Annotated in this window: 27 protein-coding genes; 7 read left to right on the top strand and 20 right to left on the bottom strand. The window is 59.9% G+C overall.

All coding sequences use genetic code 11. The features are described 5' to 3' along the window. Window positions 1-808: 808 nt before the first annotated feature. On the bottom strand, window positions 809-955 hold the full coding sequence (locus FHX05_RS16130) for a DUF1127 domain-containing protein (protein ID WP_112337003.1): 147 nt from the start codon (window positions 953-955) through the stop codon (window positions 809-811). 250 nt (window positions 956-1205) lie between these two features. Beyond that, entirely contained in the window at window positions 1206-1676 is a 471-nt protein-coding gene (locus FHX05_RS16125; RefSeq protein ID WP_183712242.1) for an MEKHLA domain-containing protein, read from the bottom strand. 326 nt (window positions 1677-2002) lie between these two features. On the opposite strand from FHX05_RS16125, the gene paaG reads away from it, so the two are divergent. From paaG to FHX05_RS16105, 4 genes are all read left to right on the top strand, one after another. Then, window positions 2003-2791 carry a 2-(1,2-epoxy-1,2-dihydrophenyl)acetyl-CoA isomerase PaaG gene (gene paaG / locus FHX05_RS16120; RefSeq protein ID WP_183872949.1) on the top strand — a complete coding sequence of 263 codons (789 nt, stop codon included), beginning with the start codon at window positions 2003-2005 and terminating at the stop codon, window positions 2789-2791. Then, the gene (gene paaI, locus FHX05_RS16115) at window positions 2788-3231 is read left to right on the top strand and encodes a hydroxyphenylacetyl-CoA thioesterase PaaI (RefSeq protein WP_183872947.1); all 444 of its coding nucleotides are present in this window, start codon (window positions 2788-2790) and stop codon (window positions 3229-3231) included. Before paaG ends, paaI begins: the two co-directional genes overlap by 4 nt. A 43-nt stretch (window positions 3232-3274) precedes the next feature. After that, window positions 3275-4585: a phenylacetate--CoA ligase PaaK gene (gene paaK / locus FHX05_RS16110; RefSeq protein ID WP_183872945.1), complete on the top strand. Its 1311-nt coding sequence runs from the start codon at window positions 3275-3277 to the stop codon at window positions 4583-4585. Between the two features lie 102 nt (window positions 4586-4687). Beyond that, window positions 4688-5284, top strand: a complete 597-nt coding sequence (locus FHX05_RS16105; protein ID WP_183872943.1) for a TetR/AcrR family transcriptional regulator — start codon at window positions 4688-4690, stop codon at window positions 5282-5284. Between the two features lie 20 nt (window positions 5285-5304). Here FHX05_RS16105 and FHX05_RS16100 read toward each other — a convergent pair whose 3' ends face one another. From FHX05_RS16100 to FHX05_RS16050, 11 genes are all read right to left on the bottom strand, one after another. Next, window positions 5305-5919 carry a transferase hexapeptide repeat family protein gene (locus tag FHX05_RS16100; RefSeq protein ID WP_183872941.1) on the bottom strand — a complete coding sequence of 205 codons (615 nt, stop codon included), beginning with the start codon at window positions 5917-5919 and terminating at the stop codon, window positions 5305-5307. Continuing rightward, window positions 5920-6438, bottom strand: coding sequence for an acyl-CoA thioesterase (locus tag FHX05_RS16095; RefSeq protein ID WP_162700966.1), 519 nt, complete (start codon window positions 6436-6438; stop codon window positions 5920-5922). Window positions 6439-6442: 4 nt separating this feature from the next. Continuing rightward, the gene (paaZ, locus tag FHX05_RS16090; RefSeq protein ID WP_183872939.1) at window positions 6443-8500 is read right to left on the bottom strand and encodes a phenylacetic acid degradation bifunctional protein PaaZ; all 2058 of its coding nucleotides are present in this window, start codon (window positions 8498-8500) and stop codon (window positions 6443-6445) included. Between the two features lie 66 nt (window positions 8501-8566). Then, window positions 8567-9322: a Phenylacetic acid catabolic protein gene (locus FHX05_RS16085; protein ID WP_183872937.1), complete on the bottom strand. Its 756-nt coding sequence runs from the start codon at window positions 9320-9322 to the stop codon at window positions 8567-8569. Between the two features lie 26 nt (window positions 9323-9348). Continuing rightward, on the bottom strand, window positions 9349-10425 hold the full coding sequence (gene paaE, locus FHX05_RS16080; RefSeq protein WP_183872934.1) for a 1,2-phenylacetyl-CoA epoxidase subunit PaaE: 1077 nt from the start codon (window positions 10423-10425) through the stop codon (window positions 9349-9351). 24 nt (window positions 10426-10449) lie between these two features. Next, a complete protein-coding gene (gene paaD, locus FHX05_RS16075) occupies window positions 10450-10974 on the bottom strand; it encodes a 1,2-phenylacetyl-CoA epoxidase subunit PaaD (RefSeq protein ID WP_183872932.1) in 525 nt (174 codons plus the stop codon). A gap of 9 nt (window positions 10975-10983) precedes the next feature. After that, window positions 10984-11766, bottom strand: a complete 783-nt coding sequence (gene paaC, locus FHX05_RS16070) for a 1,2-phenylacetyl-CoA epoxidase subunit PaaC (RefSeq protein ID WP_183872930.1) — start codon at window positions 11764-11766, stop codon at window positions 10984-10986. Next, window positions 11766-12050 (bottom strand): 1,2-phenylacetyl-CoA epoxidase subunit PaaB, encoded by a 285-nt coding sequence (paaB, locus tag FHX05_RS16065; RefSeq protein ID WP_183872928.1) that lies wholly within the window; start codon window positions 12048-12050, stop codon window positions 11766-11768. The genes paaC and paaB overlap by 1 nt, the downstream gene beginning before the upstream one ends. Window positions 12051-12080: 30 nt before the next feature. Then, a complete protein-coding gene (gene paaA / locus FHX05_RS16060; RefSeq protein WP_183872926.1) occupies window positions 12081-13085 on the bottom strand; it encodes a 1,2-phenylacetyl-CoA epoxidase subunit PaaA in 1005 nt (334 codons plus the stop codon). A 296-nt stretch (window positions 13086-13381) separates the two neighbouring features. Then, entirely contained in the window at window positions 13382-14272 is an 891-nt protein-coding gene (gene paaX / locus FHX05_RS16055; protein ID WP_183872924.1) for a phenylacetic acid degradation operon negative regulatory protein PaaX, read from the bottom strand. An 83-nt stretch (window positions 14273-14355) separates the two neighbouring features. Next, window positions 14356-14835 carry an Lrp/AsnC family transcriptional regulator gene (locus tag FHX05_RS16050; RefSeq protein ID WP_183872922.1) on the bottom strand — a complete coding sequence of 160 codons (480 nt, stop codon included), beginning with the start codon at window positions 14833-14835 and terminating at the stop codon, window positions 14356-14358. A 118-nt stretch (window positions 14836-14953) separates the two neighbouring features. Here FHX05_RS16050 and FHX05_RS16045 point away from each other — a divergent pair, with 118 nt between their 5' ends. Genes FHX05_RS16045 through FHX05_RS16035 form a run of 3 tightly spaced genes read left to right on the top strand, consistent with a single transcriptional unit; the run spans window position 14954 to window position 19459 of the window. After that, window positions 14954-17032, top strand: a complete 2079-nt coding sequence (locus FHX05_RS16045) for a transketolase C-terminal domain-containing protein (RefSeq protein WP_183872920.1) — start codon at window positions 14954-14956, stop codon at window positions 17030-17032. Between the two features lie 2 nt (window positions 17033-17034). Further along, window positions 17035-18252, top strand: coding sequence for a 2-oxo acid dehydrogenase subunit E2 (locus FHX05_RS16040; protein ID WP_183872918.1), 1218 nt, complete (start codon window positions 17035-17037; stop codon window positions 18250-18252). 16 nt (window positions 18253-18268) lie between these two features. After that, complete coding sequence (locus tag FHX05_RS16035; protein WP_183872916.1) at window positions 18269-19459, top strand: aromatic amino acid transaminase; 1191 nt, start codon at window positions 18269-18271, stop codon at window positions 19457-19459. A 109-nt stretch (window positions 19460-19568) separates the two neighbouring features. Here FHX05_RS16035 and FHX05_RS16030 read toward each other — a convergent pair whose 3' ends face one another. From FHX05_RS16030 to FHX05_RS16000, 7 genes are all read right to left on the bottom strand, one after another. Beyond that, complete coding sequence (locus tag FHX05_RS16030; RefSeq protein WP_183872914.1) at window positions 19569-21305, bottom strand: pilus assembly protein TadG-related protein; 1737 nt, start codon at window positions 21303-21305, stop codon at window positions 19569-19571. Continuing rightward, window positions 21305-21727, bottom strand: coding sequence for a TadE/TadG family type IV pilus assembly protein (locus FHX05_RS16025; protein ID WP_112603204.1), 423 nt, complete (start codon window positions 21725-21727; stop codon window positions 21305-21307). The genes FHX05_RS16030 and FHX05_RS16025 overlap by 1 nt, the downstream gene beginning before the upstream one ends. 321 nt (window positions 21728-22048) lie before the next feature. Further along, window positions 22049-22258, bottom strand: a complete 210-nt coding sequence (locus tag FHX05_RS16020) for a hypothetical protein (RefSeq protein ID WP_112603202.1) — start codon at window positions 22256-22258, stop codon at window positions 22049-22051. A 73-nt stretch (window positions 22259-22331) separates the two neighbouring features. Beyond that, window positions 22332-23132 (bottom strand): ABC transporter permease subunit, encoded by an 801-nt coding sequence (locus tag FHX05_RS16015; RefSeq protein ID WP_183872911.1) that lies wholly within the window; start codon window positions 23130-23132, stop codon window positions 22332-22334. Beyond that, a complete protein-coding gene (locus FHX05_RS16010; RefSeq protein ID WP_183872909.1) occupies window positions 23129-23983 on the bottom strand; it encodes an ABC transporter permease in 855 nt (284 codons plus the stop codon). Before FHX05_RS16010 ends, FHX05_RS16015 begins: the two co-directional genes overlap by 4 nt. A gap of 92 nt (window positions 23984-24075) precedes the next feature. Next, on the bottom strand, window positions 24076-25248 hold the full coding sequence (locus FHX05_RS16005) for a substrate-binding domain-containing protein (protein WP_183872907.1): 1173 nt from the start codon (window positions 25246-25248) through the stop codon (window positions 24076-24078). A gap of 48 nt (window positions 25249-25296) precedes the next feature. Then, on the bottom strand, window positions 25297-26394 hold the full coding sequence (locus tag FHX05_RS16000; protein ID WP_112603194.1) for an ABC transporter ATP-binding protein: 1098 nt from the start codon (window positions 26392-26394) through the stop codon (window positions 25297-25299). Window position 26395 lies beyond the last annotated feature (1 nt).

Below are 26395 nucleotides of genomic sequence, written 5' to 3'. Positions count from 1 at the left end.
CGCTACATCGCGAAGGGTCAAGTCCTATCCCACGGATAAGTACAGCATTTGGACTTCAGCAATCCACGTCATGACCTTTCGCCGTGGCAGCGTCAGACCAAGGTCGGAGAAAGCGCCGGACCGAAGCCCAATTGCATGATCGCGTTATTGAAACCGACTTCAGCTTGTCAATATGACTGCGGGCAGGCCAAAGCCTCGCCGGCACAAGATAAGCCGGTCGAGAGCCAACAGCGTCTCTGTAAGAGCGGCACGCCACACGACGTCGTTCGTGCAATCATCCGACAAGAGGGGTAACACGATGACCCAACACTGGAGGATCTATCTGGCTCGGGCCATGCCGCCGGGGGCAATATTGGATTTCTCGGCAGCCGAATTCGCGCTCCAGGTTGCGATCAATTTGCGGTATTGCCTGAATCTCGTCCGGCCGACGTCCGAATGCATCGAATTGGCCGAACTCGTGTCGCTGCGTGCCAGAAATTACGGTGAGGCCAGAATGGGCCATAGCCCACAGTCGTTCGCAGAGGCAGAGGAAGCACTTGCCAATGCAACGAGACTGCTCGAGATTGAACTTGAATATTGCGCGAAACGGGGCACGAGGGATAGCTGCAATCAAGCAGCCTAAATCTTCGTCATGTTATCCGGCAGCATAACAACAGGAAAATTGTGCCGATCGTGAGGTTGGAGGCGACCAATGACGCTACGCGCGGCATCTATCGGCTATGACTTTGTCGCAGAAAGCTAGCGACGGCACTGGCCCATAGCTCCTGCGGCGGCGCATACCTCAAGGGTATGCGCGCGAAAGGAAGGTTTAGTTGCCGCGAGCTCCCTTGACGGCGAACGGAATATGCGAGCGGGAAATACCGAGATCACGGAGAACATGATCGTCCAGGGCGGAAAGCTCGCGCATTGCTCTGCGCTGTTCGCTAAAGCGCTTAATCTTCTCTAATACCTTCATTTTTGCCATCTCCTTTGTTTTCGCGCAAGAGATAGGCATTTACCCGCCTAAATAAAATGCACATGCCTGCAGGATAGCCATGCTGCTTTTGCAAGGCTCATCACAACGGCAGCGGCCAACGTGCCCTACACCATGAATTAAGGGACCTGTCTCACATTCGGGAACAATTGATGGCGCGCTGCTACGACATCGCCGCCTGTCGCCGATGTGCGGCCTTATGCCCTGACGCCAGTACGGCCTTGTCGCGGGCTTATGCGTCTTTCCATTTGGAAAATGTCGCAGCCTGCCCGCGCAAATTGCCTTCGCGATCCACGAGCTGCCAGACGATACCCTCCTCAATCCAGAACCGCCGTCCTGATTTTGCAATCCTCAGGCCGCGATAGTCGGAGATGAAACCGTTGCGCGTCACCGCATCCAGCAGTTGCTGACGCTCCGCACGGTTGGGAAGCTCCGCTGAAAGTCGCGAGGGAAGCGTCACGAACTCATCCCAGGGATATTCGAAGCAATTCTGAGCAGCCTTGTTGGCGTAGACGAAACGCGGATCGGCATCCGTGTTGTGGGCAAGGACCACGAAAGGTGCCTCATTATAGAGCCAGGGAGGCCCTGCTTGCGGATTGACGAGTGGACGGCCGACAATGCGTTGAAAACTGCCGGTCAGAAGTTCGAAAAATGCTTCGTCAACCGATAAATCGACGACATTGCTTTCAGGCCCGTCAGTCATCCGTTTTCTTCCCGCAATCATGGCGTCGACCGAAGCGATACCTATCAAATCGCGATAAATATCAAAAGCAGGGCAAGCGGGAAGACACGAGCATCCGTTATCAACCTTTCCGCGAAACTATAGTTTCGGAGGAGGTAACTGATGGAAGTGCGTGCCACCAACCACGTTGGGACCGCTCGCCGGCTGCATCGTCCGTTGCATGACGTAAAGCCACTCCGTCGCAATCTGCCGGCCAGTATCTTATCGTTTGCTTTTTATAATTGATTGACCGGTCGGTTTATGCAAGAGTTGCACGGTCGTCATGGGAAGGGCGACGGGGAGGAAACATGTCTGAATCCGGCACCGTTCTGTCGGCGTTTGCCGACGGCGTCTTGACGCTTACGCTCAATCGACCCGACAAACTCAATTCCTTCAACGAAGACATGCATCTTGCGCTGCGCGCCGGCTTCGAGCGCGCGCATCGGGATGTAGATGTCCGCGCAGTTCTGTTGTCGGGCGCCGGCCGCGGCTTCTCGGCCGGCCAGGACCTTGGCGATCGCGACCCGCGCAAGGGCACCCCCGATCTCGGTCATACGATCGAGATCTTCTACAATCCGCTGCTCCGCCTCATCCGCAGCCTGGAAAAGCCGGTGATCTGCGCTGTCAATGGTGTGGCAGCGGGCGCCGGCGCCAATATCGCCTTTGCCTGCGACATCACGCTTGCCGCCCGTTCGGCCCGCTTCATCCAGGCTTTCGCGAAGATCGGCCTCGTGCCGGATTCCGGCGGCACCTGGAACCTGCCTCGGCTTATCGGCGAAGCCCGCGCCAAGGCACTGGCGCTGACGGCCGAACCGCTCGATGCGGAAACAGCCGCCAGCTGGGGCCTGATCTGGCGCGCGGTGGACGACGATAAGCTGATGGATGAGGCGACGGCGCTTGCCACCAGGCTCGCTGCCGGCCCGACGAAAGGCCTCGGCCTGACGAAGCGCGCCATTCAGGCGGCGGCGACGAATTCGCTCGACCAGCAGCTCGATCTTGAGCGCGACCTGCAGCGCGAAGCCGGCCGCAGCGCCGACTATGCCGAGGGCGTCACCGCCTTCCTGGAAAAACGCAAGCCGGAGTTCAAGGGCAAATGAGCGCCGCGGAGAGCCTTTCGCCGCAGGCGCTCGCGGAAGCCTGCGCGAGCGCGATGTGGGACGAAGACAACGCCAGCCGCCATCTCGGCATGGAGCTTGTGTCCGTCGCGCCCGGCGAAGCAACCATCGCCATGACCGTTGCGGCGACCATGACCAACGGTCACGGCACCTGTCATGGCGGCTACATCTTCACGCTCGCCGACTCCGCCTTCGCGTTCGCCTGCAATAGCTACAACCAGCGCACCGTCGCCCAGCACTGTTCGGTGACCTTTATTGTGCCGGCTTTCAATGGTGACCGGCTGACGGCGACGGCGCGGGAGGTGTCGCGCCGAGGACGAGGCGGCATCTACGATGTCGCGATTACCAATCAGCATGGCGAGCAGATTGCGGAATTCCGTGGCCACTCGCGAACCGTCAAGGGCGCACTTTTACCGGATTAGAATTCGCGCGCCGGAAGTACCGGCTTTCCTGGAGGAGACATTGATGGAAAACCTTTCGCCGCGTGCGGGTGAGCTTGAAGCAATCGAAATCGCCTCCCGCGAGGAGATTTCCGTGCTGCAGCTCGAGCGCATGAAATGGACGCTCACCCATGCCTATGAGAACTCACCCTTCTATCACAAGAGTTTCGACGAGTTGGGCGTGCATCCCTCCGATCTCAAGACTTTGTCTGATATCGCCAAATTTCCTTTCACAACCAAGAAAGATCTTCGCGACACCTATCCTTTCGGCATGTTCGCCGTGCCGCGCGAAAGGCTTGCCCGTATCCACGCGTCCTCCGGTACGACGGGCAAGCCGACCGTCGTCGGCTATACCGCCAGGGACGTCGAAACCTGGGCGAGCCTCGTTGCCCGCTCGATCCGAGCCTCCGGCGGCCGGGCGGGTGATCTGGTGCATATCGCCTACGGCTATGGCCTGTTCACCGGCGGCCTCGGCGCGCATTACGGCGCGGAGAAACTCGGTTGCACCGTCGTACCGGTCTCCGGCGGCATGACAGAACGGCAGGTGGCGCTGATACAGGATTTCAAGCCGCGCATCATCATGGTGACGCCTTCCTATATGCTCTCGATCCTCGACGAATTCCGCCGCCAGGGCCTCAACCCCAGAGAAAGTTCGCTCGCCGTCGGCATCTTCGGCGCCGAACCATGGACCAATGCCATGCGCGAGGAAATCGAGCACGCCTTCGATATGCACGCCGTCGACATTTACGGCCTCTCGGAGGTCATGGGTCCGGGCGTCGCCAGCGAATGCGTCGAGAGCAAGGATGGGCTGCACATCTGGGAAGATCATTTCTATCCGGAGATCATCGATCCGGTCACCGGCGCGGCATTGCCAGATGGCGAGATCGGCGAGCTGGTCCTCACGACGTTGACCAAGGAAGGCCTGCCGATCATCCGTTACCGCACGCGCGACCTGACACGGCTGCTGCCCGGCACCGCCCGCACCATGCGCCGCATGGAAAAGATAACGGGCCGCTCCGATGACATGATGATCCTGCGCGGCGTTAACGTCTTTCCGACGCAGATCGAGGAGCAGATCCTCAAATGCCGCGGGCTCGCGCCGCACTTCCAGATCGAACTGACACGCTCCGGCCGCATGGACGACATGACCGTTCATGTGGAGTGCACGCTGGAGGCGGTGGACGAAACGGCGCGAAATGTTTCGGCAAGGGAACTTACCCACCACATCAAGAACATCGTCGGTGTCACCACGAAGGTCATGGTGCACTCTCCAGGCGGCGTTGCGCGATCGGAAGGCAAGGCCAAACGCATCGTGGACAACCGTCCGAAAGAATGATCGGCATCGGGTGGGATAGCCTGGCAAGCATTTGATTGTATATGGGAAGGATCGGCCACCAGGCACGATCAGATCAATCGGGAATGAGCAAAGCAGGATCATATGGCACGCACGCGCGCAGTTGATTTCGAGGAAAAGCAGCGTGGCATCCTGGCGAGTGCCGCGGCTGTTTTCGCCGAGGTGGGCATGGAAAAGGCGTCCATGTCGATGATCGCCTCACATGGCAACGTCTCGAAAGCCCTGCTCTACCACTACTATCCCGGCAAGGACGCGCTGATCTTCGACATCGTGCAAACGCATCTGATGGAGCTGGAAAGCGCGATCGAAACGGCAGATCGCACCGATGTTACACCGCAAGAGCGGCTGCGTCTGCTGGTGAAGGCCGTGCTGAAAAACTATGAGGGCGCCGACAACGAACATAAGGTGCAGCTCAACGGCACGCATGCCCTGTCGCAGGAGCAGCTGGCGGAATTGAGGACGATCGAGCGGCGCATCGTCCGGCGTTTCTCCATCGTCATCGAGGATCTCAACCCGGATCTCAACAAGAACAGGCCGTTGCTGATGCCGGTCACCATGTCGCTCTTCGGTATGATGAACTGGGTCTATATGTGGTTCAGGCCCAACGGGCCAATCACACGCGACGAATATGCCGACATTGCCACCACCCTCATCCTCGAAGGGGTCAAGGCCGTCCGTTGAGACGCCGCTGACGCGGTCGTTCAATCGCGGAGCTTCATCCGTTCGAGGACAAGCGGATCATATTCCGGCGCGCGGATGCGGCGGCGATCCGGCTCAGGTGCCGTCAGCGGCTCGACGGCCACCAGCTTCTCCTTCGCCTCCAGCGCCAACCGTTGATAGATGGCGGTGCCCTGGCGCTTCCAGGCGATCTCTTCCGGCGTCAACTCACGAACCACGCGAGCCGGTGCTCCAACGGCAAGACTGTTTGCCGGGATTTCGGCTCCGGCCTTAACGAAGGCCATGGCCGCAACGATGGCGTTTTCGCCGATGACGGCTTCGTCCATGACGACGGCATTCATGCCGACCATGGCATTGGCGCCGATGCGGCAACCATGCAGCACAGCGCCATGGCCGATGTGCCCCGCCTCGCCGATCGTCACTTCCAGATTCGGGAAACTGTGGACGACGCAAGTCTCCTGCACATTCGAGCCACGCTCCAGCACGACACGCCCGAAATCGCCGCGCAACACGGCGCCCGGCCCGACATAGCAGGCGGGGCCAATGATAACGTCTCCGATGACGGTCGCGGCCGGATGCACGAAGGCAGAAGGATCGATGACCGGGATCACGCCGTCATAGGAATAGATCTGCGCCATTCAGTCGGCTCCCAAACCTTCCACATCGCGACCGGTTTCGGCCACCGCTTCCATCCGTTGCGCGAACTCACGACGCAAGGTGCGACGAAGCTGGGCGGCCTTGTGCCGTCGGATATCAACCGGCGTGACTGGCACCAGTTCCGGCACGCGGACCGGGCGGCCGACTTCGTCGACGGCGACCATGGTGAAATAACAGGAGTTCGTGTGGCGGCGCTGGCCGGAGCGAATATTCTCCGCCTCCACGCGGATGCCGACTTCCATGGAGGTACGGCCCGTATCATTGATCGAAGCGCGGAAGGTGACGAGCTCGCCGACATTGATCGGCTCCTTGAACAGCACCTGATCGACCGACAGTGTTACCGCATATTGCTTGGAATAGCGCGACGCACAGGAGAAGGCGACGCGGTCGAGCAGGTTCAGAAGTGCCCCACCATGCACCTTGCCGCTGAAATTCGCCATGTCAGGCGTCATCAGCACGGTCATTTCCAGGCGATGCGGGTCTTGCTCGGTCGTCGTCATGCGCTCACTCTCTCCTTTTCGCCACCATCGTCAGAACGTCATATTGCGCGACGACGGCATCCAGCTGGTTGGTTACCTTGCAATCCCAGCGCACCTCGCCATGCTCGGCATTGATGCGGGGATTGATCTCTTTGCAGGTCAACTGCACCTGGAAGGTATCACCCGGATTGACCGGTGTCAGGAAGCGGAGATTGTCGACCCCATAATTTGCAAGAACCGGGCCTGGAGCCGGATCGACGAAGAGGCCGGCCGCAAAAGAGACGATGAGATAGCCATGCGCCACGCGTCCCTCGAAGAACGGATTGGCCTTCGCCGCCTCCTCATCCATATGGGCATAGAATGTGTCGCCGGTGAAATGGGCGAAGTGCTCGATATCGTCGAGTGTCACCGTGCGCGTGGCGGTGACGAGCTGATCTCCGATCTTGAGCTCAGCGAGCGACTTGCGGAAGGGGTGCTCGCTGTCGCGGCGGGTATCCGCACCATCCATCCATCGTCCCGTCACGGCGGTCAGCATGGTCGGCGCACCTTGAATCGCGGTACGCTGCATATAATGCTTCACGCCACGCATGCCGCCCAGTTCCTCCCCGCCGCCGGCACGACCGGGACCGCCGTGAACGAGGCCCGGCAGCGGTGAACCATGACCGGTGGAGCTCTTGGCACTCAAGCGGTTGCCGATCATCACACGACCATGGAATGGTGCGAGGCCGAGAACAACCTCCTCAGCGAAATGCGGATCGTTGGTGAAGACGGAGGCAACGAGACTGCCCTTGCCGCGCCGCGTCAGATCGACGGCCTCTTCCGCCGTGTCATAGGGCATGACGGTGCTGACGGGGCCGAAGGCCTCGACATCGTGAATGGCACGCGCGGAGCCCGGCTTGTCGCAATAGAGCAGGACCGGATTGAGGAAGGCGCCGGCGCTCGCATCGCCGGACATGACATGCGGATTATCGGGATCGCCGCCGACGATCTCGGCATCGGCAGCAAGATCCCGGATGCGCACCCGCACCTCCTCGCGCTGAGCGAGACTTGCAAGCGGCCCCATGCGAACCGTCTCATCGGCCGGATTGCCGATTGCCGTCTTGCCGAGACGATCGTTCAAGGCCGCAATAAGCGCTTCACTGTAGGAACGGGGCGCGATGACACGGCGGATGGCCGTGCACTTCTGCCCGGCCTTGACCGTCATCTCACGGGCGACCTCCTTGACGAAGAGATCGAACTCCTCCGTGCCGGGCGCGGCATCGAGGCCGAGGACGGCCGCGTTGAGGCTGTCAGCCTCCATGGTGAAGCGCACGGAGTTTTCGATAATCGCCCTGTGCGTCTTGAGGCGCTGGCCAGTCGCGGCAGACCCGGTAAAGGTCACCACATCCTGGTCCTCGACATGATCAAGGAGATCGCCGACCGAGCCGCAAACGAGCTGCAGCGCACCTTCCGGCAGCAGGCCTGTTTCGATGATGCGGCGAACCATCAGCTCGGTAAGATAGGCCGTCTGGCTCGCCGGCTTCACGATGGCGGGAACGCCGGCAAGCAAGGTCGGCGCAATCTTTTCCAGCATGCCCCAGCAGGGGAAGTTGAAAGCATTGATGTGAACGGCGACACCCTGCAGCGGGCTTAGGATATGCTGTGCGGAAAAGCTCTGGTCCTTGGAGAGCTGCTCCACGTCGCCATCGAGCAGCACACGCGCATTCGGCAGCTCGCGCCGCCCCTTGGAAGCGTAGGATAGCAAGGTTCCGATGCCGCCTTCGATATCGATCCAGCTATCGGCGCGCGTGGCGCCGGTCGCAGTCGAAAGCGCGTAGAATTCTTCCTTCCTCTCAAGCAGCGCCTGCCCGAGCGCCTTCAGCATTGCGGCGCGCTCATGGAAGGATAGACGCCGCAGCGCCGGGCCGCCCTTGTCGCGGCCATAGGCCAGGATCTGCTTAAAATCGATACCGGAGGAATCGATGAACGCGACGGGCACGCCGGTCGATGCATCGAGCAGCGGCACGCCTTCTCTGGCGCCGGCGACCCAGGTGCCCCCGACATAGCTTTCAAGCCGGCGCGGCTGGTTTGCCATGATGTTCATCCGAATTTCCTTCCTTCATCTTTCCGGTGATCCGAGCGGAAAGCCGCCAGGCATCTCCCGAACTGATCAATTCAAACCGAGCGCAGAGAGCTGCGCATCAACCTCGGTCTGCCATTCGGCAAGCAAAGTTTCGTTGGGCGTATGTCGCAGGCCGAAGCGTGACAATGTTTCGAAGCGGGCTGAACCGGCATGGCCAAAGCTCGCTGCAACGCGAGGATACCAATAAGCGGCCGAAGCCCGTGCCTTCGCCCGGCCCTCGTCATCGGTGACGATGCGGACAAGCCCGGCGGCGCCGAGTTCGGCATGCCGTCTTTCGCGCGGCAGGATGGCACGGAAGGTTTCGGCCAGCGGCTGATAGGAAACGCGCGCCAGCTCCTTCAACTGCACGACGCTGGCAGCACCCATCAGCACGTTCATGACCACCGCATCCACCCAGCCTTCAAGCGGGTAGTGGAAGACGGAGAGCCGCATGTCGCCGCCCTGCCTGACTGCGCCGATATCGGCATCGCGGGAAAGCCGTGCCGCCCAGGGATGGTGGATGGCATAACGCCCGCCATCGACGCCGAAGGTCTCCATGACCTGCAGGACCTGGCCGGCATGGTCGGTCTTTTCCAGCACGATGCGTGCTGCGGAAATGCGCTCCTGAATACCGGGCGCGTCGTTGATGATATCGGCAAAGCCGGCGGAACCCGCCAGTTCGCTATCGACGAAGCTCGCCATCAGACGCAAGAGTTCGCCGCGATAGCGCGGAGGCGCGTTGTCGGGCGAGGACAGCATGCCGCCCTCCTGCAGATATTGCTCGATCGGCATCGTCTCGGACATCTTGTTCCTCCCTTCGATGCGCGCGCCTACTGGTCGTAGCTGACAACGATGCGGTCGGTGAGCGGGTAACACTGACAGGTCAGCACATAGCCCTGGCGCACCTCGTAATCCTCGAGCGCGTGGTTGACCTCCATCTCGACCTCGCCTTCGAGAACCTTGGCCCGGCAGGTGGAGCAAACACCGGCCTTGCAGGCGTAGGGAACATCCATCGCGTTTTCGAGCGCAGCATCGAGCAGGCACTGGCCGTGCTTCGGGAACTTGAAGATGCGCGTCGCGCCATCGAGCGTGACCGTTGCCTCGCAGCTGGTTTCATGATCGGCGGCGGCACTACTCTCCACCTTGCGCCGCGCGCGGCCCGGCTGCGCGGAGGCGAAGAGCTCGAACTTGATCTGTTCGTCGCGCATGCCGTGTTCACGCAAAGCCGCAGCGATCGCCAGCATCATCGGCTCGGGACCGCAGATGAAGGCTGTCGCAACCGACTTGATGTCGATCCAGCTCTTGAAGAGCGCCTTGCACTTCTCCGCATCGATCCGTCCCGTGAAAAGATCGATCTCCTGCGCCTCGCTCTCCAAAACATGCAGGATGGACAGGCGACCGAGATAGAGGTTCTTCAGATCCTCCAACTCTTCGCGGAACATGATCGAGCTGATCTGCCTATTGGCATAGACCAGCGTAAAGACCGAGCGCGGCTCGCGGGCCAGCAAGGTCTTGATGATGGAGAGAACCGGCGTAATGCCGCTGCCGCCAGCAAAGCCGAGATAGTGCTTGGCTACTTCCGGCTCGATCGTGGTGAAGAAGGCGCCCATCGGCGGTAGGGCTTCCAGCGTATCGCCCACTTTCAGGTTTTCGTTGATCCAGGTTGAAAAACAGCCGCCATCCACGCGCTTGACGCCGACCTTCAACACGCCCTCGTCCTTCCCCGCGCAGATCGAATAGGAGCGGCGCAACTCCTCGTCGTCGAACTTGCGGCGGAATGTGAGATACTGGCCCTGCGTGAAATCGAAGACTGCCCGGTCCTCCTCGGATGGCGCAAGCGTGACGACAACAGCATCGCGCGTCTCGCGGCGCACATCGGTGACAGTCAGCGGATGGAAACGTGCCATGGATGCGGATCTCGTCCTTTGGGGTCAAATACATTTGAAGTAATCGAAGGGTTCCAGGCAGTCGGTGCAGCGATAGCTCGCCTTGCACGGCGTCGAGCCGAACTGGCTGATCTTTTCCGTGTTCGTCGATCCGCAGCGCGGACAGGCAATCGTGAGATTGGAGCGGCCCGCAAGCCGATCGATGCGCTTCATCAGCACGCCATCGGCAGCGGTGCCATCGATCGGTGGGGCGATGCCATAGGCACGCAGCTTCTCGCGTCCCCCGGCGCTGATCCAATCCGTTGTCCAGGCGGGCGACAGCTGCCGCTCGAGGCGTACCCGATCGAGGCCCTTTTCGGCCAATGCCCGCTCGATATCGAGATTGATTACCGTGGTGGCGGGACAGCCCGAATAGGTCGGCGTCACCGTGACAACAAGCGTATCCTCCTGCCAGCCGACGTCGCGGATGATGCCGAGATCGGTCAACGAAATCACCGGTATCTCGGGGTCCGGCACCTCCGATAGCCAGTGCCAGACCTCTTCGACCGAAGGATGCAGCGCAGTCGCCATGCCAGCCTCCTACCAGGTCGCGCCCGGATAGGCGCGCTGCAGGAACTGCATCTCGGCCAGAAGATAGCCGAGATGTTCGGTGTGAACGCCGCGCCGGCCGCCCTTGTGCATATAGCCATCCATCGGGCGGCCGAGCGTCGCTTCGGTAAGCGCATCGGAAACGATCTCGTCCCAGCCGGCCTTGAGGCGTTGCGGTTCCGGGATCACGCCGGCCTGTGCCAGTGCCGCATCGGCGGCATCGCTCACGAACATTTCGCCCGTGAAGGCCCAGAGATCGTCGAGAGCCTCCTGCATACGGCGGTGACTTTCGGCCGTGCCGTCGCCAAGGCGAATGATCAGATCTCGGCTGCGATCGAGGTGATAGGAGACTTCCTTGAAAGCCTTTTCAGCGATCTCAGCAATGCGCGGATCGGCCGAACCTTTCAAAGCTTTCAGCAATAGATAGTGCCAGGCGTCAAAGAGGAATTGCCGCATCAGCGTCTTGCCGAAATCGCCGTTCGGACGCTCGACAAGCAGGATGTTGCGGAACTCGAAACCATCGCGCAGATAGGCGAGATCATCAGCCGAGCGGCCCTTGCCTTCCACCTCGCCCGCCAGAGCGAGCCAGAGCTGCGTCTGGCCGATGAGATCGAGCGCCGTATTGGCAAGCGCGATATCCTCCTCCAGGGCAGGCCCGCGGCCGCACCATTCGGAAACGCGGTGGCCGAGGATCAGCGTGTTATCGCCGATGCGTAGGAGGAATTCGACAAGAGCGGCCTGATCGACCGCCGGTTCAAGGGCAGCGATCGCCATCACATGTGCCCCACTTCATCGGGAATGTCGAAAAAGGTCGGGTGACGATAGACCTTCGAATTGGAGGGATCGAACAGCGGTCCCTTCTCCGAAGGGGCGCTTGCAGCGATTTCGGACGAGCGCACCACCCAGATGCTGATGCCCTCGTTTCGGCGCGTATAGACATCGCGTGCATTGTTGATCGCCATCTCGGCATCGGGCGCATGCAAGCTGCCGACATGGCGATGGTTGAGGCCGTGCTGACCACGTATGAAGACTTCCCAAAGCGGCCATTCATTGGACATGTTTCTCACTCCCTGACTATACCGCGCGCCTTATTCGGCGGCGACCTTTGCGGCAGCGCGGCGCTCAGCCACTTTCTCGGCATGCGCCGTCAGGCCGTCGCGAAACCACGCGCCATCGTCCCAGGCCTGTTTGCGGGCATTCAGCCGCTCCGCATTGCAGGGACCATTGCCGGCGATGACGTTGAAGAATTCTTCCCAGTCCGGCTCGCCGAAATCATAGCCGCCCTTTGCCTCGTTCCATTTAAGATCCGGATCGGGGACGGTCAGGCCAAGATATTCGGCCTGCGGCACGGTCTGGTCGACGAATTTCTGCCGCAGTTCGTCATTGGAATTCTGCTTGATCTTCCAGGCCATCGACTGGGCGGAATGCACGGAGGCATCGTCCGAAGGGCCGAACATCATCAGCGACGGCCACCACCAGCGGTTCAGCGCATCCTGCACCATGGCCTTCTGCGCCGGCGTGCCCTTCACCATTTTCATCAGGATGTCGAAGCCCTGGCGCTGATGGAAGCTTTCCTCCTTGCAGATACGCACCATCGCCCGTGCATAGGGGCCATAGGAACAGCGCTGCAGCGGAACCTGGTTCATGATAGCAGCGCCATCGACGAGCCAGCCGATCGCGCCGATATCGGCCCAGGTCAGCGTCGGATAGTTGAAGATCGAGGAATATTTGGCCTTGCAAGAATGCAGCCGCTCATACATCTCGTCGCGGCTGATGTCGAGCGTCTCGGCGGCACAGTAGAGATAGAGGCCGTGACCGGCTTCGTCCTGCACCTTGGCAAGCAGGATCGCCTTGCGTTCCAGCGTCGGCGCGCGGGTGATCCAGTTGCCCTCCGGCAGCTGACCGACGATTTCGGAATGAGCGTGCTGGCTGATCTGGCGGATCAACGTCTTGCGGTAGCCTTCCGGCATCCATTCCTTCGGCTCGATCTTCTGGCCGGCATCGACGCGTTCCTGGAAGGCGCGCTCCTGGGGGTCCATCTCGTCGAGGGAACGGATGCGGGTGCCTTCGGTTTTCACCATCTGGGCATACATGGTCTTTCCTCCGTCTTCGCGCCTCCCGCGCGATCGAGAATGATCGCAAGCCTGCAGTCGCCTTGAAGCCTTCAGGCAAGCTGAAACTTCACGGCACCGCCAGTATAAGCCTGTTTCTCGTTCTCCTCCACGAAACAGCGATCCGGGGCAAACGCATTAACCGACCGATCGGTCATTTATTAGCATGCGATTTGTCACAATACAAATGAATTTTTGGAGTTTTCTGTGACATTCAATGCCGTGAAAGCACGTGGCGAGCCGAACTCCCTTACTATGTACCTGAGCGGATTGATCCTTCAGCGGGCCTTGAGGTGATCGAGCCGAGCCTGGCTTGCCGGCGTCATCTCTGGAAGCTTGCCCGATTCATTCACGAAACGGCGAGCGACATAGCCGTCAGCTTTTTTTGACAGACGCAAATAAAGCTCGGCAAACAGCCGCCCCGCCTCCTCGCCCGGCCAATTATCCGGCAGGGCGGACTTGGGAAGATGCGGCTCGCGCAACATGATCAGGCGATACTGATGCACAAGCAGCAGCCGGGCAATCAGGCAATCGAACGGCGATAGCGCGGCACAATTTCCGACGCGTTCGAAAAATGAACCGAACCGGGCAATGAATTCGCCATAGGCCTCCGCGAAGCGCGGCAGGTTCCAAGCCTCTTCCGCAAATTCCCGCAAAGCGCCGTTCTCGGTCGCCAGCTGCGCGTCGAAAACGACGACACGCCCAGGCAAAGGCGGCGCGGGATGGGTCCCCATCGCCAGGCGCGGGTTCAGCCTGGCAAATCCCTCCCGCTCAAGGCCCTGCATGATCTCTTCCGGAGCCGGTCCGTTGATCAGGACGAATTGCCAGCGGACGGCCGGCTGCGGTCCATAGAATAGAGTAGCGGCCTCCGCGAATTCGGTCTGCGCGGCCTCGGTCAGCCGATAGAAACTGCGGCGCCCTTCCCGCTCTCCTGCAAGCTGGCCCGCTGCAACCAGCCGCGACACGGCCGTGCGCACCAGCGTTTCGGTGATCCCAACGCTCTTGCATGTCTCGATAAGGTTGCCGATCCAGACGACGCCGCCCCGCGGCTCGATGACATCGCCATAGATCGTGACGATGAAACTCGCCGCTTTGATGGGCAGATCGACGAGAAGCGCTGCGACCGCTTCGCTCAAGTCGTCTCCGAGTTTGACGTTATCAGCCGACAATAGAGCTCTTCTCCGCATCTTTATCGTTAGGATTCATTAGCGTGAGACACTCGCACTATTCAAGGCGAGTACGGACAGAGGCTTTATCGCGATATGTTCGTTGGCAACGCCGTAGTGTATTTGACGCATTTCAGCGAGAAGTGCGACGATGAGCTCAGCACCGCTTCATGGGTCAGGATACCCCGCATCAGAAGCCCCTCATATTCCCTGACATCGGCGACGACGGCACGGATCAGGTAATCCCACTCCCCCGACATGGAGTAGCATTCCAGCACCTCGCGATAGCTGGCGATGAACTGCTCGAAATCGCGGCGGGTCGCAGGATCATGGGTCTTCATCTTGACCTGGCAGAAGACGTTCAGCCCCTTACCAATCTTGTCGGGATCGACAAGGCGAACCGTCCGGCCCAGCACGCCGGCGCTTTCCAGCGCCTTGATCCTTCGCCAGCAGGACGCGGGCGACGCGCCGACCTTTTCTGACAGCGCCGCCTGGCTGATATCGCCTTCCTCCTGCAGCACGCGCAGAATCGCTCTGTCGACGTGATCAAGATCGAAATCTTCCATTCAGAAACCCGCCATGGATGAAATATCTCTTTCAAAAGCTACTGCAAAACCTGCCAAATTGAAAGGAATAGAGCTAACCCTTGAATTAAAATAGTTGGGCCATCTGCAGGAGGATCACATGGCCCAGCTAGCCTTCAAAAGCCATGAGCGGAACTCGCCCGACGATCACATCGATTGGCGCCGGGTTGCCTATCTCGTTCACCTCTCCCGGGCTCTCGACGAGATGGAGGAGAAGCGTCTCGTTCCGGAAAAGAAGGTTCTCTATCAGTTTTCCGCACGCGGCCACGACATGGCGCAGATCCTCCTTGGAATGCAGCTGACGGGCCTGCACGACGCGACCTGTGGCTATTATCGCTCACGACCGCTGCTACTCTCGCTTGGCGTCGATCCGGCCGATGCGCTCGGCTCGGCCATGGGCCGCGCCGGCGGCTATTCCGACGGCCGCGACATTGGTGTCGTCTTCAACTATCCGAACCATGCCGGCGCCTCGGCCTTGCCCATGTGCGGTGGCGTCGGAGCACAATACACGCCAACGGCCGGCTGGGCGCAGGCGATGAAATATTATGCCACCACATTGGGCCGCGAGGAGTATGCGCGGGATATCGGTGTTGTGCTTGGCGGCGATGGCTCCGTTGCCTCGAATGGCTTCTGGGCTGCATTGACCGCTGCCACGACGCAGGCGCTGCCGATGCTGTTCTATATCGAGGACAATGGCTTTGGCATCTCGGTTCCCTCGACCGCACAGACCCCAGGCGGAAATATCGCGGCCAATCTCGCGAGCTGGAAAAATCTCGCAATCTTCGATGGTGACGGATGCAACCCGGCCGAAGCCGCGCATCTTGTGCAGGATGCCGTCTCGTTTGTTCGTGACGAACGAAAGCCGGCGCTTCTCAGGCTCACTGTTCCGCGCCTCGAGGGCCACAGTTTTCAGGACACGCAGACCTACAAGAGCGAGGAAACCGTGAAGCGCGAATGGGAGCGCGATCCCCTGCCGCGCCTGAAGGATTTCCTCGTTCCCGCCGTGATGACGATGCGGGAATGGGATGCTTGCGAAAGCGAAGCGCGCGATATAGCCGAAAACGCCCGTGCGCAAGCTGAAAACAGGCCGGTCGCCGCCCCCTCCTCGGTAACCCGCCATGTATTCTTCGACGGCGATATGCAGACGATGGGCGGGCAGCATCCATCCGGATATGAGCCTCCAGCGACAACGGATGTACCGGAAACCTCCGGCCCACGCATCAACATGGTCACGGCCATTCGCAGAACACTCGAACACGAGATGTCGATCAACGAGCGCGTTGTCATGTTCGGCGAGGATATCGGCCCCAAGGGCGGGGTTCATGCCGTCACCCTCGGCATGCAGGAAAAATTCGGCAGCGAGCGGGTTTTCGATACTTCGCTATCCGAGGAGGGGATCATCGGTCGTGCTGTCGGTATGGCGCTCGCCGGGCTCGTCCCCATTCCGGAAATCCAGTTTCGGAAATATGCCGAACCGGCGACCGAACAGCTGAACGATTGCGGCACCATCCGCTGGCGTACCAACAATCGCTTCGCAGCCCCCATCGTGGTCCGCATGCCCGGCGGCTTCTTCAAATGCGGCGATCCCTGGCACAGCCAAACCAATGAAGTGGCCTTCGTCCATCAGCCAGGCTGGAAGGTTGCAGTTCCATCGAATGCAGAGGATGCCGTCGGCCTGCTGCGCACCTCGATCCGCGGCAACGACCCGGTCATCTTCTTCGAGCATAGAGCCATGCTCGACCACGCTTGGGCGCGTCGCCCCTACCCCGGCGACGATTTCGCGCTGCCCTTCGGCAAGGCGAAGCTGACGCGGACCGGCAGCGCCATCACCATCGTCACCTGGGGCGCAATGGTGCAGCGCTGTGAGGAGGCGGCGGAAGGCCTGTCCGCGGATATTATTGATCTTCGCACCCTGATGCCCTGGGATCACGAGGCCGTGCTTGCATCGGTCGCCAAAACCCATCGCTGCCTCATCGTTCACGAAGATCTCGAAGCCGCAGGCTTCGGCGCGGAAATTGCCGCTGTCGTTGCAGACAAGGCCTTCACGGATCTCGATGCGCCCGTCTCACGCCTGACCATGCCGGATATCCCCAGCCCCCATAACCCGGTGCTTCTCGACTGGGCTGTGCCGTCCACCGAGCGGATCGCCAAGCGCATTGCCGAAGTCCTGGAGTTTTAGGAATGACTGGTATCATCGAGATCACGGCTCCGATCGAACAGGAGGGCACGAAAGCGGTTGTGCGAAACTGGCTGAAGCGGATCGGCGACCACGTGAAAGAAGGCGATGCGCTTGTCGAACTGGAAACCGACAAGGTCACCCAGGAGATAGCGGCGCCATGCGACGGTATCCTGAGCGAAATTGCGATGGAGGATGGCGATGACGCCATGCCGGGGGCGATCCTCGGACGTATGAGCATCGAAAACGCGAACGGTATTGCAGCGCAAGCGACCGAGGCTCCGTCGCAGATACAGCCGGCCTCACCTGCCACGGCCTCCGCCGCCGCTTATTATTCACCCGCCGTTCGCAAGGCCGCCGAGGAATACGGGATCGACCCGGCCAGTCTGAAAGGCAGCGGCAGGGATGGGCGAGTCACACGCGCCGATATGGATCATGCGCTGGAAACCGCCAAGCCGCATCCATCTGGGCCGGTGTCGCAGCGGGCTGAGGCTGCACAGACCCCGCCGGCAGTCGCGGCTGACGGCAAATCTCGCATCGTTCCCCATTCGACCATGCGGCTTTCGATCGCAAGGCACATGGCTCAATCATTGGCGACGGCGCCGCAGGTCACCGCTATCTTCGAGGCCGATTTCACGGCGATCATGCGCCATCGCGAAAACAACAAGGCCCGACTGAAGGCCAAAGGCGTGAACCTATCCTATACTGCCTATTTCGTGGCGGCATCCGTTGCGGCCATGAAACTCGTCGCCGAAGTCAACAGCCAATGGCATGATGACAATCTCGAGATCTTCGAAGATATCAATATCGGGATCGGCATCGCATTGGGCGACAAGGGCCTGGTCGCGCCGATCATTCGGCAGGCGCAGAATCTCCAGCTTGAGGCGATCGCCGCAAGGCTCCAGGATCTGACGGACCGGGCGCGATCCAATGCGCTCAAGGCCGACGATATGAAAGGCGGGACCTTCACGATCTCCAATCATGGCGTTTCCGGCTCGCTGGTCGCATCTCCCATCATCATCAATCAGCCGCAATCCGCCATCCTCGGCATCGGCAAGCTGGAGAAGCGTGTCGTCGTTCGGGAGGTCGATGGGGCCGATACGATCCAGATCCGCCCGATGGCCTATGTGTCCCTGACGATTGACCATCGCTCCCTGGACGGTCACCAGACGAACGCGTGGTTGTCGGAATTCGTGCGGGTTCTGCAGGATTGGCCGCAATAGGGAAAGGGATGGGTCAATGAACAAGACAGCATTTTTCGACAGCCTTACGGAACAGAAGCCCGATCCCTTGCTTGAACTGATTGCCAAGTTCGCGGCCGACCCGAGGCCCGGAAAGATCGACCTCGGCGTTGGCGTCTATCGCGATGAAACCGGCCGAACGCCGGTCATGAAAGCTGTCAAGGCAGCCGAGCATCATCTCTGGGAAACGCAGCAATCCAAATCCTATATCGGTCCGGAAGGCGATCCTGTTTTCCTTAGAGCATTAGCGTCCGAAGTCTTCGGCGAGCGCCATGGTGGCAAGCCGGTCGCGGGAATTCAGACACCGGGCGGCACCGGCGCTCTGCGCCTGGCTGCGGAACTGCTTGCTCTCGACAAGCGACGGAAAATCTGGATCGGCACGCCCACTTGGGTCAATCACCAGGCAATCTTTGCCAGCGTCGGCCTTCAGATCGCAACCTATCGCTTCTTCGACATTGAAAAGCAGGCCGTTCTCGTTGACGAGATGCTGACAACCCTGCGGAACGCTGCTCCCGGCGATGCCGTGCTGCTGCAAACGAGCTGCCATAATCCGACAGGCGCCGCGTTGTCGCGGCAAAACTGGCGAGATATTGCCGACATCATCGCTGCCAAGGGATTGATCCCGCTCTTCGACAATGCCTATCAAGGCCTCGGCCGCGGCCGAGTCGAAGACGCAGCCGGCATGATTGATGTCATCGAAACAGTCGCCGAGGCCATGGTTGCCGTCTCCTGCTCCAAATCCTTCTCGCTCTATAGGGAGCGCACCGGCGCGGCCTATCTCTTCGGGGATCGGCAGGCATCCTTGAGCAAAGCTATAGGCAATCTCGCAAGCTATGCCCGCACGAGCTATTCCATGCCGCCCGCGCACGGAGCAGCCATCGTCGCCGCAACCCTTGAGGACCCTTCACTGCACCGGACCTGGATCGATGAACTCAGCGAAATGCGCACGCGCATCGTCGAGATCCGCCAGGCTGCTGCCGAGGCTTTTGGCCAATTCCGCGCGGAGCTCACCAATATCGGTTCGCAGGAAGGCATGTTCTCCCTGCTGCCGATCTCTCCGGAAAATGTTCGGCAGCTTCGCTCCGAGCATGGCATCTACATGCCGGATTCCGGTCGGATCAACGTGGCCGGGATGCGGGTCAGGGATATTGCATCCGTAGCGGAGCGCATCGGTCCCTATCTGACTTGAAGGCTGCGACAACGAGCAGCCGCCACGGGCTTTGACGGACAGCAGGAGGCCGACCTGCATGCCGGCCTCGCGAGAAGCAAGCCGCTCCATAATGCGGTTCAAGACACTATTACTGCACCAGCACGGGCTGCGTACATCTCGCGTCGGTGACGCTTACATCAGCCTGGCCGATACCGATGCCGAGGAGACCGAGCGTGCCGTATAGAACCTGATCGAGCGGCGCGGTCACGACCGACAGCGTGTCAGCAATGGCCGAGAGCACGTCTTTCGGCGTCCCGAGCGTCAGGAAGAGCAATTGGATGGTGATGGTGGCGTTTTTCAGGAGCGAGGAGACCGTGGACGTCAGGACGCTGTTGGTAGAAACCGTCTTGATCGTGCCGGCCGAAATCTCCGGAGGCTGAAAGGTCAGTCGCGTCGGGCTCATATTGGCGATATCGACCTGCGCGCTCGCGATCACTTTCAGAAGAAGGGAATCGATAATCGCAGCCGGCGTGACCCGCGGTTCGGAACCGAAATTTACGAAGGCAGATGTGTTGACGTCGCCCAGATCCACCTCGGCAACACCGGGTACGGCATCTATTCCGACGACGGCATTTGGCATGGAGCCGCCGACACAGGTGATCGAAGCAAGCTTGGCTTCAGCAGGGGCAAGCTCGATATAAAGGGGAACCCTGAGCTTCAGCCCGGCGATCAGCGAAAGGCCGGTAACGGCGACTTCAAGGGCCGCACGGACCTGCGGCGTTCGAACGATCGTGCCCGGTGCACCTACGGCCAGAGCTGGCGTCTGCTGGGACATTTCGCCGATCGCCAACGTCAATTTTGCCGTGGCGACTCCGGGCAATGCCGCTCCGAGATCAAGCGCAATCTGCCTTTGCTGGTTGGCCGCCATTGCCGTGGTGGAAATGAGATCCAGCACGTTGATATTGGCAGTCATATTGGGGGATGTGCCGACAATATTGCGCCCCAGCGGACCGAGATTGACGATATCCTGCAGTTTTACGGTCAGTTTCGTGGTACCGAGCGTTTTGCCCAGATTATTGATGAGGGTGACGACTCCGGCCGAAAGATTCGTCGATTTGCCGAGAGCGCCGAGAATCTTGTCGTAGGTGACGTCGGTTGCCAGAAGCTCGTTATAGCTTACGCCGGTAAGCTTGAGGTCGGTTGCCAGCAGATTGAGAAAGCTCAGAAGATTGACATTTGCACTGATGAGCGACTGATAGTCGACAACCTTCAGGGAGACCTGAGTTCCGAGCAGAGCGCCAAGCAGCTGGTTCAGAATACCGCCATTGAGGCTCGCAAGCCGCGATCCAACTGAAAAGGCGGCCAGACGCTCGCTGGACGCGGTGCCCGTCGCGCTCAAGGTCGGCGGTGTAGCAAAGGCGGAAGCGAAAGGCATCACCGCCTTCTGGGTCAGTGTCACCTTTACGGAATCATATGGCGCGGCTCCCGTCGACGAGAAGCGGTTTGCCAGCGGGACCGATGTGTCCGCCGTATAGGTGCCGAGCACGAAATTGGCGACTGTCTCATATTGACCGGAGGTAGCAGCGGCCGCACTGACGAGCCCGTTGCTTGTCATATAGTTGGCGCCGGCGGCAACAGCCGCGGTGGTGCCGTTGCTTTGGAGATTGTTCAAAAGTGCAGTCTGCGCATTTGTAATATTGGAAGCGGCCGATATCGCACCAATGTCGCTCAACTGCTGCAGGCGTCGCTGCTGCAGCGTCATCATGCCATAGTCGACGCCGAGACCAAGGCAATAGAGGATCAAAGGCGAGACGAGCGCGGTCGTGATCGCGACGTTTCCTCGCTTGTCTTTAAGCGACGCGAACCGGCCGAGAAGCTGTTTCATTACAGACCTCCCAAGCGAATGGTCGAATAGCGGCGGATGGTGGAATCCGGCATCGCGAAGGTATAGAGGTTCCAGATCGGAAGATCCGACGCGTCATAGCTGGCGCTGACCGTAAACTGGTTGGCATTGGTCGGATCTGTGGCGACGGTCACGGTCAACTTGGTCTTGTCGATGAAAGCATCGTTGATGGTCGAATTGGTGACGAAGCTCTGAACCAGCTGGCTTCGCTCGTTTGCCGATAGCCCGGCGATTGCCGTGCGGGCGGCGTCGGCGGTCAATTGCTGCAGCGAATGAGCGGCAGTGAGATAGATGGCAAAGGCAATCAGCGTCAGAAGCAGAAGGAAAAAAAGCGGTGCGATGAGTGCGAATTCGACCGCTGCGGCTCCCTCTTTCTCCCTGTTGAAATGAGAAACACGATACATGGTCCTGTCTCCTTTGATGACCATCGTCTTGCGATGACGGTCAAGGAGAGCTTAGGCTTCGGACGTTAATTTTATATTTCTAAATAAGATATCTTCTAATATTATTACATCTTAAACGATATTGAATATTCGACCTAATTACCGTGCATGGGCAAATGTTCGCGACGACAAACGTCAAGTATTGCCCATCCGCCAAATCGAATTTCCACGGCGTCCCACGATGGGGGTGAAGCGCGATGCTCCCTTCCCAACGTTGCTTCCTGCCCGCACCGCACGTTCGACGGCACCAGCCTCTTCGATGCCCGGATCAACAGCAGACATCTACTTTTTCTTCGGCACCAGATCCCAGCCGCCCTGGACGTTTCTCACGAAACGGCAGTTTCCCTTGTAATAAGTGACGGCGCCCGTCCGATCCACCTTGATGGAGGTCGGCAGCGATTGTGCTCCCGCCTTTAGCCGCTCGACCATATCGAGTGCCTCCTGCCTCTTTCCCGCACGGATCAGTGCCATCAGCTTTGACTCGTGTTTCATCCTCTGTACTCCCATTGGTGGAGGTCTAAGGGCGGGCGGAATTTGCGATTGGTCAGTCCTATTTGCATATTGATCACCCCATTCGGCGTTGCATAAGCAGCGAACGCAGTGCCACAGCCACCACGCAAACGCTGGAAACAAGAAAGATTGCGCCCGACATCGCATAGATCGTCGGAGAAGCGCCGGAATTCATCTTGCCGAAGAGCACGACCGGCAACGTGTTCTGACGGCCGGCCAGATAGGACGCGCGCGTGAACTCGTTGAGCGACAGCAGGAACGAAAAGATGAAGGCACTGACAAGACCGGGCCGGATCAGTGGCAGAATAATATCCCAGAATTGCCGGAAGCGACCGGCGCCGAGATCATCAGCCGCCATCAAATAGGACCTCCTGACCGCGGCAAAGCTCGTCAGGATGACGATGAAGGCGAAAGGCATCGCCCATAGCAGATGGCCGGCAATGACAGTCAAAGCCGATGCCTTCACGCCGGCGCGGCTGATCACGGTCGAAAGCGCCAGCCCCTGGATGACGCCTGGGACGAACATCGGCAGCAGCACAGTCAAAAACCACAGGCTGCGCCCGCGATGAAGCTCACGATGCGCCAGCACCGCGCCGAGCGACAGCAGCGTCGCAATGGCAGCCGTCGCAAACGCAATGACGATCGACTGGCCGAGCGCGGCGACGAGCGCGCTTTCCGAGCCGAGTGCGAGGTACCATTTCAGGGTGATATCGGAGAAATGCGGCAGTCCCGGCTGCAGCGCCGGGTTAAACGAGACACCGAGCAAATAAAGCGGCGGCGCATAGATCACGATGAGGCCGAAGATGGTCAGCGCCCAGATGACAATGCGCGGGGCCATTCCTTCCCTGACGATCATTGGCCTCGCTCCTCGAATAGCGAGGAGAGGCCGAACAAGGCATCCCCGATCAGCACCAGTCCAAAGACGATGACGAGCATCAGCGTCGAAATCGCAAAGGCGAGCGGAAAATTGGCGACGCGCATGACGTCGTTGATCATCACCGAGACGATCGATGCGCCGGCACCGCCGAGCATCTGCACTTCCGTTGAAGAGCCGGCAACCATGACGAAGACGAACAGGAAACCGGCGAAGACGCCGGAATAGGTCAGCGGCAGCAAGACGGTGCGGACCATCGTCCAAAAACCCGCTCCGAGATCGCGCGATGCCGCCAGCGCGATCGGATCGACACGGCGCATCGAGAGCAGGATGGGGAAGGTTGCGAACGGCAGGTAGGAGGCGACAAGCCCGACGATGACCGCAAAATCGCTGAACAGCAGCCAGTCGAGCGGCGCGTCAGTGATGCCGACCTGCTGCAGAAGCGTGTTGATGACACCAGTGCGACCGAGCAGCAGCCGCCAGGAGAACGAACGAATGAGATAGGACGTGAAAAACGGGATCGTAAGCAGGGCCGCAAGCACGACAGACAGGGTGCGCCCGGCCAAAAAATACATCGCGTAGGCGGTGGGATAGGCAATGACGAGGCAAATAGCTGACGTCAGGAACGCCTTGCCGAGCGTGGACAGGAACACGCTCCAGCGCCCGGCTTCCAGAATAGCGCCATAGGCGGCGAGGCTGAACTCCGGCTTGATCCAGTAGGTGGCGGAATCCCAGGCACAGAAGCTCCAGACCACGACAAGAACGAGTGGCGCGAGGCCAAGCGCGATAATCGCCGCGAGCGGAGCGGTCAGCAATAGAACGGATGTCTTCATGGTCTAATCCTCCTTCTCTCGGCGTTGATCCCATCGGCTCGGGGCCGGCCTGTCCCTCGACAGATGTGCCAGCCCCGATCCATCGTGTTAAATCAGGCGTTGCGCAGCTTCTGCCACCACTCTTCGTAAAGTTGGAAATTGTCCGGCCGGCAATTCTGCCAGTAGACCTTTCCGGAGAACTTGGCCTTCACATGGTCGGCAAGCTTGGCGACGTCATCGGCCTTGTATTCATCCGGATGGGCCTTGGCGTAGGCGACGTTGTTGTCGGTCGGCACGAGGTAGCCACGCGCCTTGCCGAGTTCGCAGCCATAGAGACCGGCAAGCAAGCCATCGACAAACTTGTGCGCAACGTCGGCCTTGCCGCGTTCCGTGGCACCCTTGAGCAGCACCGTATTGTTGCCCCAGCCTTCATAGCCTTCGACGGGAGCTGCATACTCCACCTGAAGTCCGCGCTTACGGCCTTCATAGACGATCGGCTCCCAGCCGGTCATGGCGTCGACTTCCTCGTTCGCCACCAACTGCACGCCCTGTTCCCAGCCGTTCCAGAAGGTACGGAACTGGCCATCCTTCTTGTGCTTGATCAGGAACTCCATGACGAGGCCAAGCTCGGATTCCGTCAGGTTGCCCGGCTCCTTGATCGGCTTGTTTTCGGCTTCCTTGAGGTAGATGGCCGTAAAGATGGCGCTGTTGATCCACGCGTCTTCCATCGCGACCCGGCCCTTGAGCTTCGGATCGAAGATGACGCCATAGCTATCGACCTTGCCGAGCTTGTCGGGGCGATAGATGATGGAGTCGGCGTTGACGACCGTCGGGATGCCGTACTGTTTGCCCTCATAGGTCAGGGTCGGAATATCCTTCGCCCATTGCCAGATGCCCGCGAAATTCGGGATCTTGGAGACGTCCCAAGGAGCAATCAGGCCCTGCTTGGCAAGTTCCCGTTCGGCGCCACCCTGGAAGCCGCCGACATCAAAGAGATCGTTGGCATTGCCGGCGGCAAGGCGTGCGACCACCGGGCCGACATCATTGCCGTTGTCGGTAAACTCCGGTGAAACGCCGCTCTGCCGGGTAAATTCCTGCCACTTGTCGCCGATATCGAGCGTGGCGGTGCCCCAGAATGCTACCGTTGCGTCATCGGCCATGGCCGGTGTTGTGGCCAATCCACCAAAGGAGAGCGCAGCCGCGCCGGCCCCCATCAGTTTGAGCATGTCACGGCGCTGCATATTGCTCCTCAAGGCGGAGGAGGCGAAATCATTGCTTTTATTCATCGTGTCATTCCCTTCCCTCATTTTTTGCTTAGTTCAGCTATTCGGGTTCTACTCATCGCCTCCAGCCAAGGCCGTTCTTCCGGAATGATCGATCAGGAGCGCAGCACCCGGCTTCAAACAAACGCGCACGCTTTCCCCCGGAGAGGGCGGAATTGCGTCCGCGCTGGTCGTTAAAACCACACGCTGGCCGTCGGCGAAAGCGAGCGTAACGTCATGGCTGAGTCCGCGATAGATGCTTTCGACAACCTTAAGTTCAATTATTTCGGCCACTTCCTCGCCAGCTGAGATAAGTTCAACCCGGTCCGGGCGGATTGCGACGAGCGCATCGGCTGGGGGCACCGCTCCGGAGAAGCTGGCACTGATGCGCTGTCCGGCAATCGTAACGAGAGCCGTGCTGCCTGAAATCGAGATGCTTTCGGGCTTGAGGAGCGTATCGATGCCGACGAAACGGGCAACGAAGGCATTGGCCGGCGCCTCGAAGAAGCGCGACGGCACGTCGGTCTGCTCGATCCGCCCCTTGTGCATGACCGCCATGCGATCCGAAAGACTGAGTGCCTCGTCCTGATTGTGGGTGACGAGAATGAAGGTCGCGCCGGTCCGTTTATGAAGCCGTCCGAACTCATCACGCATTTGCTGGCGCAGCCGTTCGTCCAGCCCGGTCAGAGGTTCGTCAAGCAGCAAGATACCCGGTTCCATGACGAGAGCGCGCGCCAGCGCGACGCGCTGGCGCTGGCCACCTGAGAGAAGATTGACGTCGCGATCTGCAAAACCCGAAAGTTCGATCAGGTCCAACGCGCCATCGACCTTCGTTTTCAAGGCAGCACCGGACAACCCGCGCAACTTCAGGCCGTAGCCGACGTTCTGAGCGACATTCATATGCGGGAAGAGCCCGAGCGACTGGAAAACGGTATTGACCGGCCGGAGATTGGCAGGAACATCAGCCATGTCCTTTCCGTCGAAAAGCACACGTCCCGAGGTCGGCCTGTCGAAGCCGCCGATCAACTTCAGCAAAGAGCTTTTGCCGCAACCGGACGAGCCGAGCAATGTAAAGAACTCCCCGGCTCGGATGTCGAGCGTCACGTCGTCGACGGCACGCGTCGGCCCGTAATTTCTGACGATATGGTCGAGACCGATCGCTATCGCCATA

The organism is Rhizobium sp. BK491, from assembly GCF_014194925.1.
Taxonomy (GTDB): Bacteria; Pseudomonadota; Alphaproteobacteria; order Rhizobiales; family Rhizobiaceae; genus Rhizobium.
Note: the sequence above shows the minus strand (reverse complement) of the source record. Positions and strands in the feature narration are given on the sequence as shown.

Excerpts from the sequence above, each read along its gene's own strand:
- FHX05_RS16130 (WP_112337003.1), bottom strand. The coding sequence starts at position 955 with ATGAAGGTATTAGAGAAGATTAAGCGCTTTAGCGAACAGCGCAGAGCA.
- FHX05_RS16125 (WP_183712242.1), bottom strand. The coding sequence starts at position 1,676 with ATGACTGACGGGCCTGAAAGCAATGTCGTCGATTTATCGGTTGACGAA.
- paaG (WP_183872949.1), top strand. The coding sequence starts at position 2,003 with ATGTCTGAATCCGGCACCGTTCTGTCGGCGTTTGCCGACGGCGTCTTG.
- paaI (WP_183872947.1), top strand. The coding sequence starts at position 2,788 with ATGAGCGCCGCGGAGAGCCTTTCGCCGCAGGCGCTCGCGGAAGCCTGC.
- paaK (WP_183872945.1), top strand. The coding sequence starts at position 3,275 with ATGGAAAACCTTTCGCCGCGTGCGGGTGAGCTTGAAGCAATCGAAATC.
- FHX05_RS16105 (WP_183872943.1), top strand. The coding sequence starts at position 4,688 with ATGGCACGCACGCGCGCAGTTGATTTCGAGGAAAAGCAGCGTGGCATC.
- FHX05_RS16100 (WP_183872941.1), bottom strand. The coding sequence starts at position 5,919 with ATGGCGCAGATCTATTCCTATGACGGCGTGATCCCGGTCATCGATCCT.
- FHX05_RS16095 (WP_162700966.1), bottom strand. The coding sequence starts at position 6,438 with ATGACGACGACCGAGCAAGACCCGCATCGCCTGGAAATGACCGTGCTG.
- paaZ (WP_183872939.1), bottom strand. The coding sequence starts at position 8,500 with ATGAACATCATGGCAAACCAGCCGCGCCGGCTTGAAAGCTATGTCGGG.
- FHX05_RS16085 (WP_183872937.1), bottom strand. The coding sequence starts at position 9,322 with ATGTCCGAGACGATGCCGATCGAGCAATATCTGCAGGAGGGCGGCATG.
- paaE (WP_183872934.1), bottom strand. The coding sequence starts at position 10,425 with ATGGCACGTTTCCATCCGCTGACTGTCACCGATGTGCGCCGCGAGACG.
- paaD (WP_183872932.1), bottom strand. The coding sequence starts at position 10,974 with ATGGCGACTGCGCTGCATCCTTCGGTCGAAGAGGTCTGGCACTGGCTA.
- paaC (WP_183872930.1), bottom strand. The coding sequence starts at position 11,766 with ATGGCGATCGCTGCCCTTGAACCGGCGGTCGATCAGGCCGCTCTTGTC.
- paaB (WP_183872928.1), bottom strand. The coding sequence starts at position 12,050 with ATGTCCAATGAATGGCCGCTTTGGGAAGTCTTCATACGTGGTCAGCAC.
- paaA (WP_183872926.1), bottom strand. The coding sequence starts at position 13,085 with ATGTATGCCCAGATGGTGAAAACCGAAGGCACCCGCATCCGTTCCCTC.
- FHX05_RS16050 (WP_183872922.1), bottom strand. The coding sequence starts at position 14,835 with ATGGAAGATTTCGATCTTGATCACGTCGACAGAGCGATTCTGCGCGTG.
- FHX05_RS16045 (WP_183872920.1), top strand. The coding sequence starts at position 14,954 with ATGGCCCAGCTAGCCTTCAAAAGCCATGAGCGGAACTCGCCCGACGAT.
- FHX05_RS16040 (WP_183872918.1), top strand. The coding sequence starts at position 17,035 with ATGACTGGTATCATCGAGATCACGGCTCCGATCGAACAGGAGGGCACG.
- FHX05_RS16035 (WP_183872916.1), top strand. The coding sequence starts at position 18,269 with ATGAACAAGACAGCATTTTTCGACAGCCTTACGGAACAGAAGCCCGAT.
- FHX05_RS16030 (WP_183872914.1), bottom strand. The coding sequence starts at position 21,305 with ATGAAACAGCTTCTCGGCCGGTTCGCGTCGCTTAAAGACAAGCGAGGA.
- FHX05_RS16025 (WP_112603204.1), bottom strand. The coding sequence starts at position 21,727 with ATGTATCGTGTTTCTCATTTCAACAGGGAGAAAGAGGGAGCCGCAGCG.
- FHX05_RS16020 (WP_112603202.1), bottom strand. The coding sequence starts at position 22,258 with ATGAAACACGAGTCAAAGCTGATGGCACTGATCCGTGCGGGAAAGAGG.
- FHX05_RS16015 (WP_183872911.1), bottom strand. The coding sequence starts at position 23,132 with ATGATCGTCAGGGAAGGAATGGCCCCGCGCATTGTCATCTGGGCGCTG.
- FHX05_RS16010 (WP_183872909.1), bottom strand. The coding sequence starts at position 23,983 with ATGAAGACATCCGTTCTATTGCTGACCGCTCCGCTCGCGGCGATTATC.
- FHX05_RS16005 (WP_183872907.1), bottom strand. The coding sequence starts at position 25,248 with ATGAATAAAAGCAATGATTTCGCCTCCTCCGCCTTGAGGAGCAATATG.
- FHX05_RS16000 (WP_112603194.1), bottom strand. The coding sequence starts at position 26,394 with ATGGCGATAGCGATCGGTCTCGACCATATCGTCAGAAATTACGGGCCG.